Source organism: Uliginosibacterium paludis, assembly GCF_039631355.1.
GTDB classification, from domain to species: domain Bacteria; phylum Pseudomonadota; class Gammaproteobacteria; order Burkholderiales; family Rhodocyclaceae; genus Uliginosibacterium; species Uliginosibacterium paludis.
The window spans coordinates 17,039-29,919 of sequence record NZ_JBDIVF010000004.1; the positions used below are offsets into that span (position 1 = coordinate 17,039).

Annotated in this window: 16 protein-coding genes; 1 reads left to right on the forward strand and 15 read right to left on the reverse strand. The window is 58.1% G+C overall.

Translation table 11 applies throughout. The annotated features are described in order from the left end of the window. Positions 1-39 precede the first annotated feature (39 nt). From ABDB87_RS12135 to ABDB87_RS12180, 10 genes are all read right to left on the reverse strand, one after another. On the reverse strand, positions 40-438 hold the full coding sequence (locus tag ABDB87_RS12135) for a DUF7668 domain-containing protein (RefSeq protein ID WP_345927362.1): 399 nt from the start codon (positions 436-438) through the stop codon (positions 40-42). 100 nt (positions 439-538) lie between these two features. Next, positions 539-1,108 (reverse strand): hypothetical protein, encoded by a 570-nt coding sequence (locus ABDB87_RS12140; protein WP_345927364.1) that lies wholly within the window; start codon positions 1,106-1,108, stop codon positions 539-541. A gap of 96 nt (positions 1,109-1,204) precedes the next feature. After that, positions 1,205-1,642 carry a hypothetical protein gene (locus ABDB87_RS12145; protein ID WP_345927365.1) on the reverse strand — a complete coding sequence of 146 codons (438 nt, stop codon included), beginning with the start codon at positions 1,640-1,642 and terminating at the stop codon, positions 1,205-1,207. A 108-nt stretch (positions 1,643-1,750) separates the two neighbouring features. Further along, positions 1,751-2,173, reverse strand: a complete 423-nt coding sequence (locus ABDB87_RS12150) for a hypothetical protein (RefSeq protein ID WP_345927367.1) — start codon at positions 2,171-2,173, stop codon at positions 1,751-1,753. Between the two features lie 576 nt (positions 2,174-2,749). Beyond that, the gene (locus ABDB87_RS12155; RefSeq protein WP_345927369.1) at positions 2,750-3,196 is read right to left on the reverse strand and encodes a tetratricopeptide repeat protein; all 447 of its coding nucleotides are present in this window, start codon (positions 3,194-3,196) and stop codon (positions 2,750-2,752) included. A gap of 476 nt (positions 3,197-3,672) precedes the next feature. After that, positions 3,673-4,065 carry a hypothetical protein gene (locus tag ABDB87_RS12160; RefSeq protein WP_345927371.1) on the reverse strand — a complete coding sequence of 131 codons (393 nt, stop codon included), beginning with the start codon at positions 4,063-4,065 and terminating at the stop codon, positions 3,673-3,675. 110 nt (positions 4,066-4,175) lie between these two features. Further along, entirely contained in the window at positions 4,176-4,463 is a 288-nt protein-coding gene (locus tag ABDB87_RS12165; RefSeq protein WP_345927373.1) for a hypothetical protein, read from the reverse strand. Between the two features lie 106 nt (positions 4,464-4,569). Further along, positions 4,570-4,965: a hypothetical protein gene (locus ABDB87_RS12170; RefSeq protein ID WP_345927375.1), complete on the reverse strand. Its 396-nt coding sequence runs from the start codon at positions 4,963-4,965 to the stop codon at positions 4,570-4,572. A 101-nt stretch (positions 4,966-5,066) separates the two neighbouring features. Next, positions 5,067-5,582: a hypothetical protein gene (locus ABDB87_RS12175; RefSeq protein WP_345927377.1), complete on the reverse strand. Its 516-nt coding sequence runs from the start codon at positions 5,580-5,582 to the stop codon at positions 5,067-5,069. Between the two features lie 135 nt (positions 5,583-5,717). Then, positions 5,718-6,065, reverse strand: a complete 348-nt coding sequence (locus tag ABDB87_RS12180) for a hypothetical protein (protein ID WP_345927379.1) — start codon at positions 6,063-6,065, stop codon at positions 5,718-5,720. 101 nt (positions 6,066-6,166) lie between these two features. On the opposite strand from ABDB87_RS12180, the gene ABDB87_RS12185 reads away from it, so the two are divergent. Further along, a complete protein-coding gene (locus ABDB87_RS12185) occupies positions 6,167-7,213 on the forward strand; it encodes an integron integrase (RefSeq protein ID WP_345927381.1) in 1,047 nt (348 codons plus the stop codon). A gap of 805 nt (positions 7,214-8,018) precedes the next feature. On the opposite strand, the gene ABDB87_RS12190 is transcribed toward ABDB87_RS12185, so the two are convergent. From ABDB87_RS12190 to ABDB87_RS12210, 5 genes are all read right to left on the reverse strand, one after another. Next, a complete protein-coding gene (locus ABDB87_RS12190) occupies positions 8,019-8,699 on the reverse strand; it encodes a TetR family transcriptional regulator C-terminal domain-containing protein (protein ID WP_345927384.1) in 681 nt (226 codons plus the stop codon). 122 nt (positions 8,700-8,821) lie between these two features. Then, positions 8,822-9,838 (reverse strand): ABC transporter substrate-binding protein, encoded by a 1,017-nt coding sequence (locus ABDB87_RS12195; RefSeq protein WP_345927386.1) that lies wholly within the window; start codon positions 9,836-9,838, stop codon positions 8,822-8,824. Between the two features lie 137 nt (positions 9,839-9,975). Continuing rightward, a complete protein-coding gene (locus ABDB87_RS12200; RefSeq protein WP_345927388.1) occupies positions 9,976-11,109 on the reverse strand; it encodes an ABC transporter permease in 1,134 nt (377 codons plus the stop codon). Further along, positions 11,106-11,981 carry an ABC transporter permease gene (locus tag ABDB87_RS12205; RefSeq protein ID WP_345927390.1) on the reverse strand — a complete coding sequence of 292 codons (876 nt, stop codon included), beginning with the start codon at positions 11,979-11,981 and terminating at the stop codon, positions 11,106-11,108. Before ABDB87_RS12205 ends, ABDB87_RS12200 begins: the two co-directional genes overlap by 4 nt. Then, positions 11,981-12,814, reverse strand: a complete 834-nt coding sequence (locus tag ABDB87_RS12210) for an ABC transporter ATP-binding protein (protein ID WP_345927392.1) — start codon at positions 12,812-12,814, stop codon at positions 11,981-11,983. Before ABDB87_RS12210 ends, ABDB87_RS12205 begins: the two co-directional genes overlap by 1 nt. Positions 12,815-12,881 lie beyond the last annotated feature (67 nt).

Here is a 12,881-nt window from a genome sequence, read left to right on the forward strand (position 1 = left end):
GGTTAGGCGGTTGCCGTGTTGAACTATTGCGCATTACGTTTAGGGAACGTAGACCATATAGACCTCGAAGATAAAGCCAGATTTTGATTCTGAAACTTTTGCGCTCAGCACCAAATCACTGCGGCCTTCTCCTTCTGTCCACAAATCTACGAGGACATCCCATCTCTCGCCCATCCAAATACATACTGACGTATCCCATGATTCTTCCGGCAACTCGATGAGATTCTCTCCGTAGTCGTGGATGTACTCTTCAATTTGGTTTGCAGTGTCTGGGGCTATCGCTAAAACACAATCAACTCCACTTTCAAGCGAGTAGTCGCCTTTGGCGAAAGCGCTAACGATATTGCGGAACACAGGACGCCAGATAGAAGGGACGGGAATTTCGTTTTCCTCATCTTTAACTACCGGTACATCTATGCGCTGGCTCAGGTGGTCCATATGCTCAACCGCCTAACGTGGAAGTGAGGGGCAGCCGGAGTGCGAAGCACGGAGGGAACCAACAAGCGCAGCTTGTTGGCTGTCCCTCTCGACTGTAGTGTTAGGCATCGCGCCACATCCGATTGTTTTCAACTACAAATGAGCCAAATAGCCCTTCACACTTCGAACCGTCGGGCGCATGTACGGAAATTTCTTTCCCAAGAACAGTGACGGCATGGTGAAGTGCTGAAATCGGAGATGGAGCTGGAGACAGAGAAAGCCCATCAATAACAGTGCGGCGCGACTCCTCGATATTGACGATGTCATCGGCAGCCTCTTGGTTGATGAACGGAGCTGCTCGCTCCATCTCAGCAAGCTGGCCACCACCAGAGAATTTGAGCAGATCACGCCAGTTGGGGTAGGCGAGGACAATCTGAAGGAACTCAGTCAGTGATGCGGCCACTACCCCGGCCTGCCCTTCGGAAGAGACAAAGAGAACGAACCCGCTAGAATTCCCGAGCAGGAATACTCCGCCCGCTCCTTCGCCCGCGAACGGAGAAAACTCTTCCTCAGACCGTACGCTAAACCAAAGATTCGCATCGTAAGGGCGAGAAAAATCAATATCGAATTCGGTCGCCAAAGTTTCAGCAATGTGTGGCTGTTTGGCAATACGCTGTACGGTCGCGTTCATAGTGCCTAACGTTTGACGTGAGGGGCCGCCGTAGCGGCGAAGCCGCGAAGGGAACCCACAGGCGCAGCTTGTGGGCGGTCCCTCTCGACGGAATGGTTAGAGCCTATTTGAGACCATGAATGAAACATACTCACCAAACCGATCTGCGATAAGAAGGCTGACACGAACACGCCCATAGCGCCAGACAACCTTTGGGTAATCAGCTTCGAGAGAAGCGCTTTCATGAGGGGCGCCGAGACGAGAAGCTAACTCATCTTTCAAGGCTAGGAATTCATCGCGGGCACTATTTGATTGGAGACGATGGCTAATCTCGAAAACATTACGAGATTGGCGACGACATAGAACATCAACCTCAAGCCCATCGAAGATGGTTACGCCATTCCAAAATATGTGATGGCGGTCTTCTTGCGGGGAACCATACTTCGCCAGCTCTTCGGCAGAGGCATTCCACGGGAGCAACAAGCCCTTCGACTCAAGATGAAGACCATCTCGAAGTTTGAAGGGGACAAGAGCTTCAGCTTGCGACGACATCATGGGCTCTAACGTGGAGATGAGGGGCGGCCGGAGCCGCAGGCGAAGGGAACCGCAAGCGCCAGCTTGCGGACGTCCCTCTCGATTGCAGGGTTAGACCGTGACGGGCAATCAGGTGACGATTTCAAAGCCATTCTCCTGGCACCACTGACGAAGAGCCGACTCGATCGAGGCTCGCTCAAACTCATACCACTGATTGAGCAGACCTTTGCGCTCAAGCAGCTCTTTTAGCTTGGCATAGGCGCCACGCTTCCGGAAGAAGCCGAGCACAGCTTCGTAATCAGAGGGAGCAGCTTTTTCGATAAAGGAAAGCGCCAGACTCCTTCCCAGATCTAAATCATTCTTACTCGGTAGGGCAACGTACCTATCTGAGATTTCAAGATCAGGGGGCAAATCTGATTCGAAACTTTCATCTTCAGAGGTGCAATAAACGGCCCCCGTTTCTCGACACACATAAGCCATTGCTTCAAACGGCCCATCGAAGCAGGAAAACTCGAACCCATACAGTACATCAGCCAACTTGACGGTAACCATTGGGATGCGGTCTAACGTGAACCGAGTTGAGCCTCACCCCCGCAGGCTGCTCGCGCTTTTGACAAGCGGGCTGCCCGAGGCGGCAAGGCGATGAGGGGTGCCGAGCTTGTCATGCGAGCTGACAAGTGGGGCGCAGCCGCACACGTAGTGTGCGGTGTAGGCTCTAACGAGTCGTTAGCTTTCATGTCCATTGCTGGCCCTGACTTCTCTTGAGCACTGTACCAGGCTCGGTTTGATCAATGATTCGGTGCTGACAAGCTTAAATGCAAAACAGCCCAAGGGCTGTTTTTTGCGTTCGACCGAAGCTGCTTTAGCAGACGTCTGCATCAAGCTCGCTTATGCAGCGCTCTGTCTAAATCAGCTTCGCTGAATAGCAGAAAAAACGTCATTTCGGGGGTTTCGGCCCCAAGGTTTGTATCCCCGTTTCGTGCCAGCGAAGCGCGCGTTTCAATCTGAGGGATCGCGGCGCAATGGATATGAAACGCTAACGTAGAAGTAAGGGGCCGCCGGAGCACGCAGCGCGGAGGGAACTGCAAGCGCAGCTTGCAGCGGTCCGCTTGACTGCCGGGTTAGATTTCACCATACCCCCGACGCTGGTTTTTGAATTTTGGTTTTCAGAAACTCGAAGTATTTGGAATCCTCGGCCGCGAAGATTTCCTTGCCTTCAAGCATGTATGCGCGCCCTAGATGCTCGGCTGCAGCCTGGTGTTCATTCTTTTCAAAGCGACACTGACCGAGACGCAAGTGAATAAATGGATTGCCGAAACCGCGTGGGCAAGTAAGCGCGTAATCAAACGCTTCGATGCCAGACGTGAAGTAACCAGAGAGAAAACATGCATCACCGATTGCGGCTAGCAACCAAGTGCTCGCCTCCCAATCACTCTTGGGCTCAGGCACAAGCTCCCATGCCTCATTGTATTTTGCGATTGCAGCTTCATAAGCTGCGGACTCTGCGAGGGTATCGCCCTCGGCAGACAACTGTTGAACGCGGGCGTGCAATGAGGCAGGCAGTTCAGTTGGCATCGTGAAATCTAACGTTTGACGTGAGGGGCCGCCGTAGCGGCGAAGCCGCGAAGGGAACCCACAAGCGCAGCTTGTGGGCGGTCCCTCTCGACGGAATTGTTAGAGATCAGAGCCACCACCGCGATTTTCCTTGAGCTCCGCAATGCGCAGAGACGTTTTAGAAATGGCCTTGAGAAAGCCTCGGTACGCATGATCTGGCATTGAAAGCTCCCACAGCTGACCACATGCCGAACAGACAAATTGACTCTGCCAGCCTTTCGATTCTAACCAAGACGCTTTACCGCCAGAGATCAACTGACGAATACGGGACTCTTCTTTAATGAAGTCGGCTTCGGTTCTGAAGCCGCCAGTCTCGTGATGACCACCAGGATTACATGCGTCACAGGACATTTGAGCTCTAACGTAGAGCTAACCGGCGAGCCAAAGCGCAGCTTTGGCGAGTCCAGCGAACGAAGTGAGCGAGGTTGAGCGCCATGTTAGATGGCTTTCCCGACACTTGACTTGTACTTCGCACAACTGGCGCTGAGTTCGGCCGCGAGATTGCGCGCTTCTTCATCAAAGATAAACAGACTTTCTCGTTCGATGATGTGGAGCAGCTTCTGTTCCGTGATTTGTTCGCCCCGCAAGTGAAGCCAGTAAATTCGGCCAAGTATTGCGCTACCGTCGTCCGGAAGACCCAGCGACTGAAAATATTGCTTGCCTGTGGCTGAGTCGTTTTTGTAGTACGCCAAGCTACGAATTACGCCGTTCACACCCAAATGCAGTTGATAGAGGTCTTGTTCTGCGAGTGCCGCGATGTCGGTCTTGTGCTCGGGTTGCACAGACTCATCTAGGACGCGAAACAAATCGGCAAGGTTGGCAATCTGCATGACATCTAACGTGGAGATGAGGGGCGGCCGGAGCCGAAGGCGGAGGGAACCGCAAGCGCCAGCTTGCGGACGTCCCTCTCGATTGCGGGGTTAGGCTGCTGTGGCACGACTCATCCTTTTGCGAGCAATGCTCGGATTTCCTGCTTGGCCAACATTAGGGCCTCGGAAGTGGCGCCAACTTGAACATGACGAAACTCACTCTTTTCTGTGGAAATACAGATGCACTCGACATCACAGCAACCATTGGGCCAAATACCGATGGAGCTTAAGTACTGCGAACCATCGATTCGAATTTGAACTCCGCTTTCACCAACCTCTTGAATAGAGACCAAAGAGAGCTCTTCGCCACTCACCTGCTCAGACAGTGCAGTAAATAACTCGCGAGTGTTGATAAGCATCGTGCGGCCTAACGTTTGACGTGAGGGGCCGCCGCAGCGGCAAAGCCGCGAAGGGAACCCACAAGCGCAGCTTGTGGGCGGTCCCTCTCGACGGAATGGTTAGAGGTCACTGCCAATAGCTCCGTTTACGTTTAAGGAACCCAGGATAGTCTGTGTTTTCAAACTTTCCACGAAGCCCACTGCTGGATACGGTGCCCCTGAATTTTGCGTTCGGACAATGACTTTCGGTTTGACCGTGCGGTGCAAATTCAACCTCAGCGCCGTGGACAATGGCTGGGACTATTACGGGCTTGCTTGGCCAACCCTCCGCGCACTGAATAATGGCGAAATAGCCTTGCTCGCCGCCAAAGACAATGAAAATTTCAGTGCCAGTCACATCGCCCGCTTGGGCGACGAAATGTAAATCGGAGAAGACGCCAGTTACTTTTATTTGTGGGGCCGCCGAAGCACTGGATAGTGCTGAAATAAAGATGACTGACGCGGCAACAAGGGACCGGATCATGTGAACTCTAACGTTTGACGTGAGGGGCCGCCGTAGCGGCGAAGCCGCGAAGGGAACCCGAAGCGCAGCTTCGGGCGGTCCCTCTCGACGGAATGGTTAGCTCATTCATCCCAAGTTTGGGTTTTTATGATTGAGTCAAAGCCATCAATTACTTCACTCACGCCTCCATTTCCTTCTATTGTGATGTAGATGGAGTAATCATTGTTGGCCAAAATGTACTGAATAAAATAGCTCTTTCCGCCGAAGAGCGCCGTTTTTTCGGAGGCTGCAGAAAATAGCTTTTTCCCAGGAAGTGAAGGAGTTTCGGAAACAGGGCGGATAACAGCTTTTCCTTTGTTTGAGGCGTAGGCTGCCATATGTGTTTCCGCCATTTTCTCTGCATAGATAGTGGCTGGCGGCGCCTCCGGCTTTGAGCGACGGACTTTTGAGATAAGCATTTTTTCTCCATTCGCTCCTTTTCCTTCGATTGGATTTTTGCTTCCATCAAATTGCCATGTTGGAGGCAATTGTAGATGGAGAGGAGTGAGGTGAAGAACGCCGACATCTTGGGCGTTGATACTAAAAGCTGCAACGAGTGTCAGCAGGAGAAGTGCAATTCTGGAAATGAGCGCGTGCATTTGGGTAAGAGCTAACGTTTGACGTGAGGGGCCGCCGTAGCGGCGAAGCCGCGAAGGGAACCCACAAGCGCAGCTTGTGGGCGGTCCCTCTCGACGGAAGAGTTAGGTTGCTGTGCGCAACGGTGGGCGGCAATTCTATGCATTTACTGGCCTCAACTGGCTGGGCAAAGGCAATACAGAAGGCGCGGCACCGGAAAGGCCATAAATCTCTACGCCACTAAGAATGCCTTCGCTTTCAAAAATAAATGCACCCGAGAGCTCGGCATCGGAACCGAAGAAAAAATCACCTAGGATGTGTGTTCCCGGCGGAGCTTCGGGCATGCCCTCGACTTTGAATTTGTAGCTGGCACAACCACACGAGCACTTCCAGGAGGTGGCGCGCGCATTTGCCAGTTGCACGAGAAAGGCCTTTCCTTCGGAAGCACCGTTCTCAAGCATCCATTTCGCCAGCGATCGTTCTTCTTCTGTGAGTGGGCGACTCATAGCAATCTAACGTGAAGTAGTCCTCAGAATGAGGAAATAATGTTTTATTTATCGAGACAACCCGCAAGGGCAAGTCCCTGGTTGTTAATGAGTTTGTCGTCTTGACTGACCTCATGATGACAAATAAAACTACGGCCGCCAAGACTGTGCCGAGCCCGGCGGCCCCGGAGTCCGTTGATCCTGGCGCTGCGCCGAAGCTGCTCGATCAGCTTCGGGATCGATTGCGTTTGAAGCATTACAGCATTCGCACAGAACAGGCTTATCTGCATTGGGTCAAGCGCTTCATTCTTTTTCACGGCAAGCGGCATCCTGCGGAGATGGGCAAGGATGAGGTGGAGGCGTTTCTGACTGCGCTGGCGGTGGATCGCAATGTCGCGGCCTCTACGCAATCGCAGGCGCTCTCGGCAATTCTGTTCCTGTATCAGGAGGTGCTGGGCCAGGTACTGCCCTGGCTGGATGAGGTGACGCGGGCGAAGAAGCCGGTGCGCTTACCGACGGTGTTGTCGGTATCGGAGGTGCAGGCCTTGATGGCAGCGGTGGATGATCCCGAGATGGCGCTGCTGGTGCGCTTACTCTACGGCACGGGCATGCGGGTAATGGAGGGGGTGCGCTTGCGGGTAAAGGATGTGGATTTTGCGCGGCGCGAGATCGTGGTGCGCGAGGGCAAGGGCAACAAGGATCGGGTGACGATGCTGCCGGGGAGCCTTGTTGAGCCCTTGCGCGCGAAGATCAAGTGGCGCCAGCAGCAGCACGAGGCAGACCTGGCGCTCGGGCGTGGCTCGGTATATCTGCCGCACGCGTTGGCGGTGAAGTATCCATCGGCGGATACGGCCTTTGGTTGGCAATATATTTTTGCGGCGACGGGCTTGTCGGTGGACCCACGTTCAGGCGTGGTGCGGCGCCATCATCTGGATGATCAGCGCGTACAACGCACTGTAAAGAAAGCTGCGCGCGGGGCCGGGATTTTGAAGTCTGTGTCGCCCCACACCTTGCGCCACTCGTTTGCGACACATCTGCTGGAGGCTGGGCAGGATATCCGCACGGTTCAGGAGCTTTTGGGCCACAAAGACGTTAGCACCACGATGATCTACACCCATGTGCTCAATCGCGGGGGATTGGCTGTGCTGTCACCGCTGGACAGGATCTGATCACCGGGGCGACCGAGAAAACCCGGATTTCGTAGCAACAGAACAGTCAACCGTAAGGCCGAGCAGGAAAAGCATGACGGTGGGCAGCCGAACTGCGGCGCAGTGGCCACGCTTCTGAATGCGGAGGTTCGTCGTCATTCCTGAAGTCAAGCGCACAGCATCCCGATTGACTCTGCGCTTCAGCGACAGCTCGAGTGTCACACTTCCAGGCACAGACCTGAAGCGATGTCCGGAGCACGCAATGAAGCCAAGGGGCGAAGTCGTGCAGAGGGTTTGCTAGCGGCGGAAAGTGCCACTGCTGGCAGGCAACACAAGCATGACGGGAGGCGCGAAATTAATGTCGAATCCTGTCCCCGCAACCAATAAAAACAAGGGCTTACTGTTCGCAGTAGGCCCTTGTTGCTTTGCGGATCGGCCTTTTGCTGCAATTTTGCAGCACTGATCGCTATACCTTGGCTCTACCCCAAGGAGCCAGCTCATGGCCAGCATCAGCAAACGCGGCAAAAACCAGTACCAGGCCCTCATTCGCCGCAAGGGCTACCCGGTCCAGACCCGGACCTTCACGTCCGAGATGAAACCGGAACGTCTGTGTCAAAAAATCTTGCCCGCGATGCCCCCCTCTCCGTCACCCGCCGCTACTCTGGCCAGGTTACCGGCTTGGGCACTTGGGCTTGGGCACTTGGTGAATCCTCAACATCGACTCATGAGTTGGCGAACGCGCCCGCGGCAAGCAGCAATCAACACAGCACATGACCCGAATCCAGACAGCGTTGTCCCGCCAATCCGCTGTCTGACAGGCTGCGACTCAGTCTCGCTGGAGCCCGCACGCGCGCAGCGTGAGGTCAAGCACGTGTTCGATGGCGCGCTTGCGGGCGCGGGGGCTGGCGCTGTCGTGACCGAGCACGGCACGGACCTGCACGTCGAAATCGGCATAGGTCTGCGTACTGGCCCAGAGGGTGAAGAAGAAGTGAGTGGTGTCGAGCGGCGCCATGCGCCCCTCGGCGATCCATGCGTCGAGCACCGCGGCTTTCTCACGCACTGTCCGCCTCAACTCGGAACGCAGCAGCTCGCCCACGACGGGCGCGCCATGAATCAGTTCGTTGGCAAACACGCGGGAAGCGTCCGGCCGTTCGTATGCCAGTGCCATTTTCGTGCGAACGTAGCTTTCGATGGCTTCCCTAGGATCAGCCTCGGCGGTGATTACATCGGTGGGAGACAGCCAGTCATGCAGCACGCGATCGAGCACGGCGCGGTAGAGATCTGCCTTGTTGCCGAAGTAGTAATGCAGATTGGGTTTCGGCACCCCGGCTTCCTCGGCAATCTGGGCCATGGTGGCACCACCGAAGCCGGCTCGCGCAAAGACGCGCTCGGCGCCGCTCAGGATGGCAGCCTCGTTGAGTTGCCGGATGCGGCTTTTGGGGCCCTCGTCTTCCTCGACGAGAACAGGTCTGGCACGACTGGCGGTTTTGCGTGGCGTCACGGACATGAGCGCGGTTCCTGCTGCAGGGGCCGTCATTCTATCGCCAGAGCCGGGCGGCTGCGCCAGGCTCCACGACACGCAGGCCGGGCAAGTGGCCACGCCCCCCTGCCCTGCCTGCCGCGTGCCGCTTACTTCGCGGCTGCGTCCCACACCATATGGGTCATGGCGGCCTTGCCCGGATCCTTCTTGATGACCGGATCCGAACCGCCGCTCATCAGCACCTTGACCGTGCGCTCGTAGGCGGCGGGGTCGAGGTAACCGATCTTTGCCGTACCGGCGTTGGAGATCAGCTTGGCGACGTTCTCCATCTGGCGCTTCTGCACCGCCAGCGTGGCGCTGCCGGAAGCATCCTGTGCCACGACGATCTTCGCGGCCTCTTCCGGATTCTTCACCGCATCGTTCCATCCCTTGAAGCTCGCCTTCAGGAACTTGGCCATCTTGGCGACGAAGGCCTTGTCACGCAGATTGGACTCCAGCACATAGAGGCCATCTTCGAGGGAGGCTACGCCCTGGTCCTGGTAGAAGAAGGTGACGAGATCCGACTCCTTCACGCCGGCATCCACGACTTGCCAGTACTCGTTGTAGATCATCGTCGAGATGCAGGCCGCCTGGTTCTGCAGCAGCGGGTCAACATTGAAGCCCTGCTTGAGCACGGTGATGTCCTTGCCGGGCTTGTAGCCCAGCTTGTTCATCCAGTTCAGGAAGGGATACTCGTTACCGCCATACCAGACGCCCAGCGTCTTGCCCTTGAGATCCTTCGGGCTGCTCACGCCAGAAGCCTTCTTGCAGGTGAGCATCAGGCCGGACTTGTCGAAGACCTGCGCGATGTTGACCAGCGGCACGCCAGCTTCCCGCGCCGCGAGTGCGTCCGGCATCCAGTTCACCACCACATCGGCCGACTTGCCCGCAATCACCTGCACCGGCGAAATGTCCGGGCCGCCGGGCTTGATGGTCACGTCCAGGCCGGCTTCCTTGTAATAGCCCTTGGCCTGCGCCACGTAGTAACCGGCAAACTGGGCCTGCGGCACCCACTTCAATTGCAGCGTGACCTTGTCGGCCGCCTGCGCGCCCAGGCTACCGAAGAGGGCAGCAGAACTCAGGGCGGCGAGAACAAGAGACTTCCGGAACATGCTCAACGGGGACATCGGATACTCCTTGATCGGATGAAGCGAGGGTTGGTGGAAGAGTGGGTGAAAAACGGACCGGTTCAGGATGCCGTCATGAGCGGGCTTGAGCACTGGCGCCACAAGGCCCGCATCGGAACAGGATCACGAACAGGCACTCAGGACTGCAGCGCCCTCACGGACGGATGCCAGAAATTCACGCGCCGCTCCAGTCGAACGAGCAGCGCATAGAGTACGGAGCCGACAATCGCCGACAGCACGATGGCCGCCCATACCAATGGCATCTGCATGCGGGAGGCTTCGGTCGAGATCCTGAAGCCCAGCCCGGCAGTCGGCGAGCCGAAGAACTCGGCCACGATGGCGCCGATCAGCGCCAGGCTCGCATTCACCTTCAGGGCGCCGAAGATGAAAGGCATCGCGGCTGGCAGACGCAGCGCGAGCAATTGCTGGCGCGGGCTCGCGGCATAGGAATGCATCAGCTCGCGCTCGAGCTTGCCTGCGGCGCCCAGCCCGGCCAGCGTGCTCACGAGTGCCGGAAAGAAAGTCATCAGCACGACGACGGCGACCTTCGAAGGCCAGTCGAATCCGAACCACATCACCGCAATCGGTGCGACACCGACCAGCGGGATCGTGCTGGTAAGCGACGCGATCGGCAGCAAGCCACGCTGCAGGAAAGGCGAACGCTCGATCGCGATGCCAAGGGCAATACCGAGTCCGCTGCCCAGCAGATAACCGCTCAGCACCGATTTCAGCACGGTCTGCACGAAGTCACCGCCCAGCTTGTCGGCCTGTGTGAAGAGCGCCATCACGATGTCAGCCGGTGCGGGCATCAGCACGCGCGGCACGGCAAAAGCCGTCACGAGCAGCTGCCAGAAATACAGGGCCCAAAGGCCGAAAATCACGGCGGTGAAACTGGCGATCCAGCGCGGTGAATCCAGCATCGCGAGCCGCTGCACGCTGGTCCGCACGAGCAGGGCCTGGGCCAGCACCAGCAGCCAGAACGCGGCGGCCGGCTCCGACTCGCCCGCGGGCACCGCGAAGAGCAGCAGCGCACCGGTGATCACGCTGCCCACCAGGAGTGGCAGCGTGCAGACCAGACTGCGCACCGCCTGGGCCGCCAGCAACACGCACACGATCTGCAGCGCCGCGATGCGCAGCGCCGGGCTGTGCAGCGCATGCAGCGGCACCACCGGATCAAACCCGCTGAGCGAGAAAACCTGGCTCAGCGCGAGACCCGCCGGAATGATCGCCAGCAGCGCGCCGACCGCGCCGGGCATTGTCGATCTGCTCATGCCTGCTTCCTCCGCCCGGTAAGGCCATATTCCAGCAGCGAGACCAGCGCGGTCAGGGCGACGCCCAGCAGGGATGCCATGATCAGTGCCGACCAGATCTGCAGCGTGTTGCCGTAGTAGGAACCGGTGAGCAGCCGCGCACCGAGGCCGGCCTGCGCGCCGGTCGGCAGCTCGGCGACGATGGTGCCGGCCAGCCCGGCTGCAATCGCCACCCGCAGCGCCGGGAAGAGAAAGGGCAAGGACGACGGCAGACGCAGCATGAAGAAGGTCTGGATGCGGGAAGCCGACCAGGTATGCACGAGCTCCATCTCGAGCCGCTGCGGCGCGCGCAGGCCCTGCACCATCGCCACGGTCACCGGAAAGAAGCACAGATACATCGCGATCGTGGCCTTGGGCAGCATGCCGGTAATGCCGAGGCTGCCCAGGATGATCAGCACGATGGGTGCAATGGCCAGCACCGGTACGCTCTGACTTGCCACGATCCAGGGCATGAGTGCGCGATCCAGCGTGCGGGAATGCACGATGCATATTGCCAGCAGACTGCCGAGCACGACGCCCATCAGGAAACCGGTCAGCGTGGCCCCCGCCGTCACTCCCGCATGCAGCAGCAGGTTGCGGGGCGAATCGATCGGGTAATCGACGATGGACGACCACAGATCCAGCGCGATCTGGTGCGGCGCCGGCAGCACCGGCCGCTGCATGCTGAAGGTGGCACCAACGAGATCCTGCCAGCCCCAGGGGCCGCGAGGCGTGAGCACGCGCTCGATGGCGCCGGCGGCGTTGAGCCAGATCGCGAGCAGGTACCACAGCACGAGTGCTGCGGCGAGCACCGTGGCCACCGGCAGAAAATGCTGACGGAATTTCGCCGTCATCAGTGATGCCCCTCGGCCAGGGCCTCGCGCACTTCCTGCGCCAGGCGGGCGAACTCCGGGGTGTCACGCATCGAGAGGTCGCGCTCGAAGGGCAACGGGGAATCGATCACCTTCACGATGCGCCCTGGCCGTGGTGACATCACCACGATGCGAGTCGAGAGATAGACCGCCTCGGCAATCGAGTGTGTCACGAACACTACCGTGCGCTGCTCGCGCAGCCAGAGTTGCTGCAACTGCTCGTTGAGCTTGTCACGCGTGATTTCGTCGAGCGCGCCAAAAGGCTCGTCCATCATCAGGATCTTCGGTTCGAAGCCGAGCGCACGCGCGATGGACACCCGCTGCTGCATGCCGCCCGACAACTGCCAGGGATACTTCTTCTCGAAACCTGCCAGCCCCACGCGCGCCAGCTGCTCGCGCGCAATCGCCTCGCATTGCGACAGCTCGCGCCCCATGATCTGCAGCGGCAGCATCACGTTGGCCAGCACCGTGCGCCAGGGGAAGAGCGCCGGCGCCTGGAACACATAGCCATAGGCGCGGCGCTCACGCGCCTCGGAGGGGCTCATCTCGTTGACCAGTACCTCGCCGGAGCTGATCGGCTCCAGATCCGCGATTACGCGCAGCAGCGTGGTCTTGCCGCAGCCCGAAGGCCCGATCAGCGACACGAACTCGCCCTGCCGGATGGTGAGGTCCACCTCGCTCAGCGCGTGAACAGGCTGGTCCGCGGCCTGATAGATCACGCTGGCGCGGCGCGCCACCACCGCCGGCCGGGCACTGGCCGGATCAAAAACGGGAGCCTTGCCGGACGAAAATCCGGCGGTCTGGGGGGCGTTCATCGGAGAGGCGTCCTGAATCGTCAATTTCTTGACCAAATGGTTGAAATTCAGGATGACATTAGCAATC

Coding starts and splice junctions, on each gene's coding strand:
- ABDB87_RS12195 (WP_345927386.1), bottom strand. CDS start 9,838: ATGTCCCCGTTGAGCATGTTCCGGAAGTCTCTTGTTCTCGCCGCCCTG.
- ABDB87_RS12155 (WP_345927369.1), bottom strand. CDS start 3,196: ATGCCAACTGAACTGCCTGCCTCATTGCACGCCCGCGTTCAACAGTTG.
- ABDB87_RS12180 (WP_345927379.1), bottom strand. CDS start 6,065: ATGAGTCGCCCACTCACAGAAGAAGAACGATCGCTGGCGAAATGGATG.
- ABDB87_RS12145 (WP_345927365.1), bottom strand. CDS start 1,642: ATGATGTCGTCGCAAGCTGAAGCTCTTGTCCCCTTCAAACTTCGAGAT.
- ABDB87_RS12210 (WP_345927392.1), bottom strand. CDS start 12,814: ATGAACGCCCCCCAGACCGCCGGATTTTCGTCCGGCAAGGCTCCCGTT.
- ABDB87_RS12160 (WP_345927371.1), bottom strand. CDS start 4,065: ATGCAGATTGCCAACCTTGCCGATTTGTTTCGCGTCCTAGATGAGTCT.
- ABDB87_RS12135 (WP_345927362.1), bottom strand. CDS start 438: ATGGACCACCTGAGCCAGCGCATAGATGTACCGGTAGTTAAAGATGAG.
- ABDB87_RS12140 (WP_345927364.1), bottom strand. CDS start 1,108: ATGAACGCGACCGTACAGCGTATTGCCAAACAGCCACACATTGCTGAA.
- ABDB87_RS12205 (WP_345927390.1), bottom strand. CDS start 11,981: ATGACGGCGAAATTCCGTCAGCATTTTCTGCCGGTGGCCACGGTGCTC.
- ABDB87_RS12190 (WP_345927384.1), bottom strand. CDS start 8,699: ATGTCCGTGACGCCACGCAAAACCGCCAGTCGTGCCAGACCTGTTCTC.
- ABDB87_RS12175 (WP_345927377.1), bottom strand. CDS start 5,582: ATGCACGCGCTCATTTCCAGAATTGCACTTCTCCTGCTGACACTCGTT.
- ABDB87_RS12165 (WP_345927373.1), bottom strand. CDS start 4,463: ATGCTTATCAACACTCGCGAGTTATTTACTGCACTGTCTGAGCAGGTG.
- ABDB87_RS12200 (WP_345927388.1), bottom strand. CDS start 11,109: ATGAGCAGATCGACAATGCCCGGCGCGGTCGGCGCGCTGCTGGCGATC.
- ABDB87_RS12150 (WP_345927367.1), bottom strand. CDS start 2,173: ATGGTTACCGTCAAGTTGGCTGATGTACTGTATGGGTTCGAGTTTTCC.
- ABDB87_RS12170 (WP_345927375.1), bottom strand. CDS start 4,965: ATGATCCGGTCCCTTGTTGCCGCGTCAGTCATCTTTATTTCAGCACTA.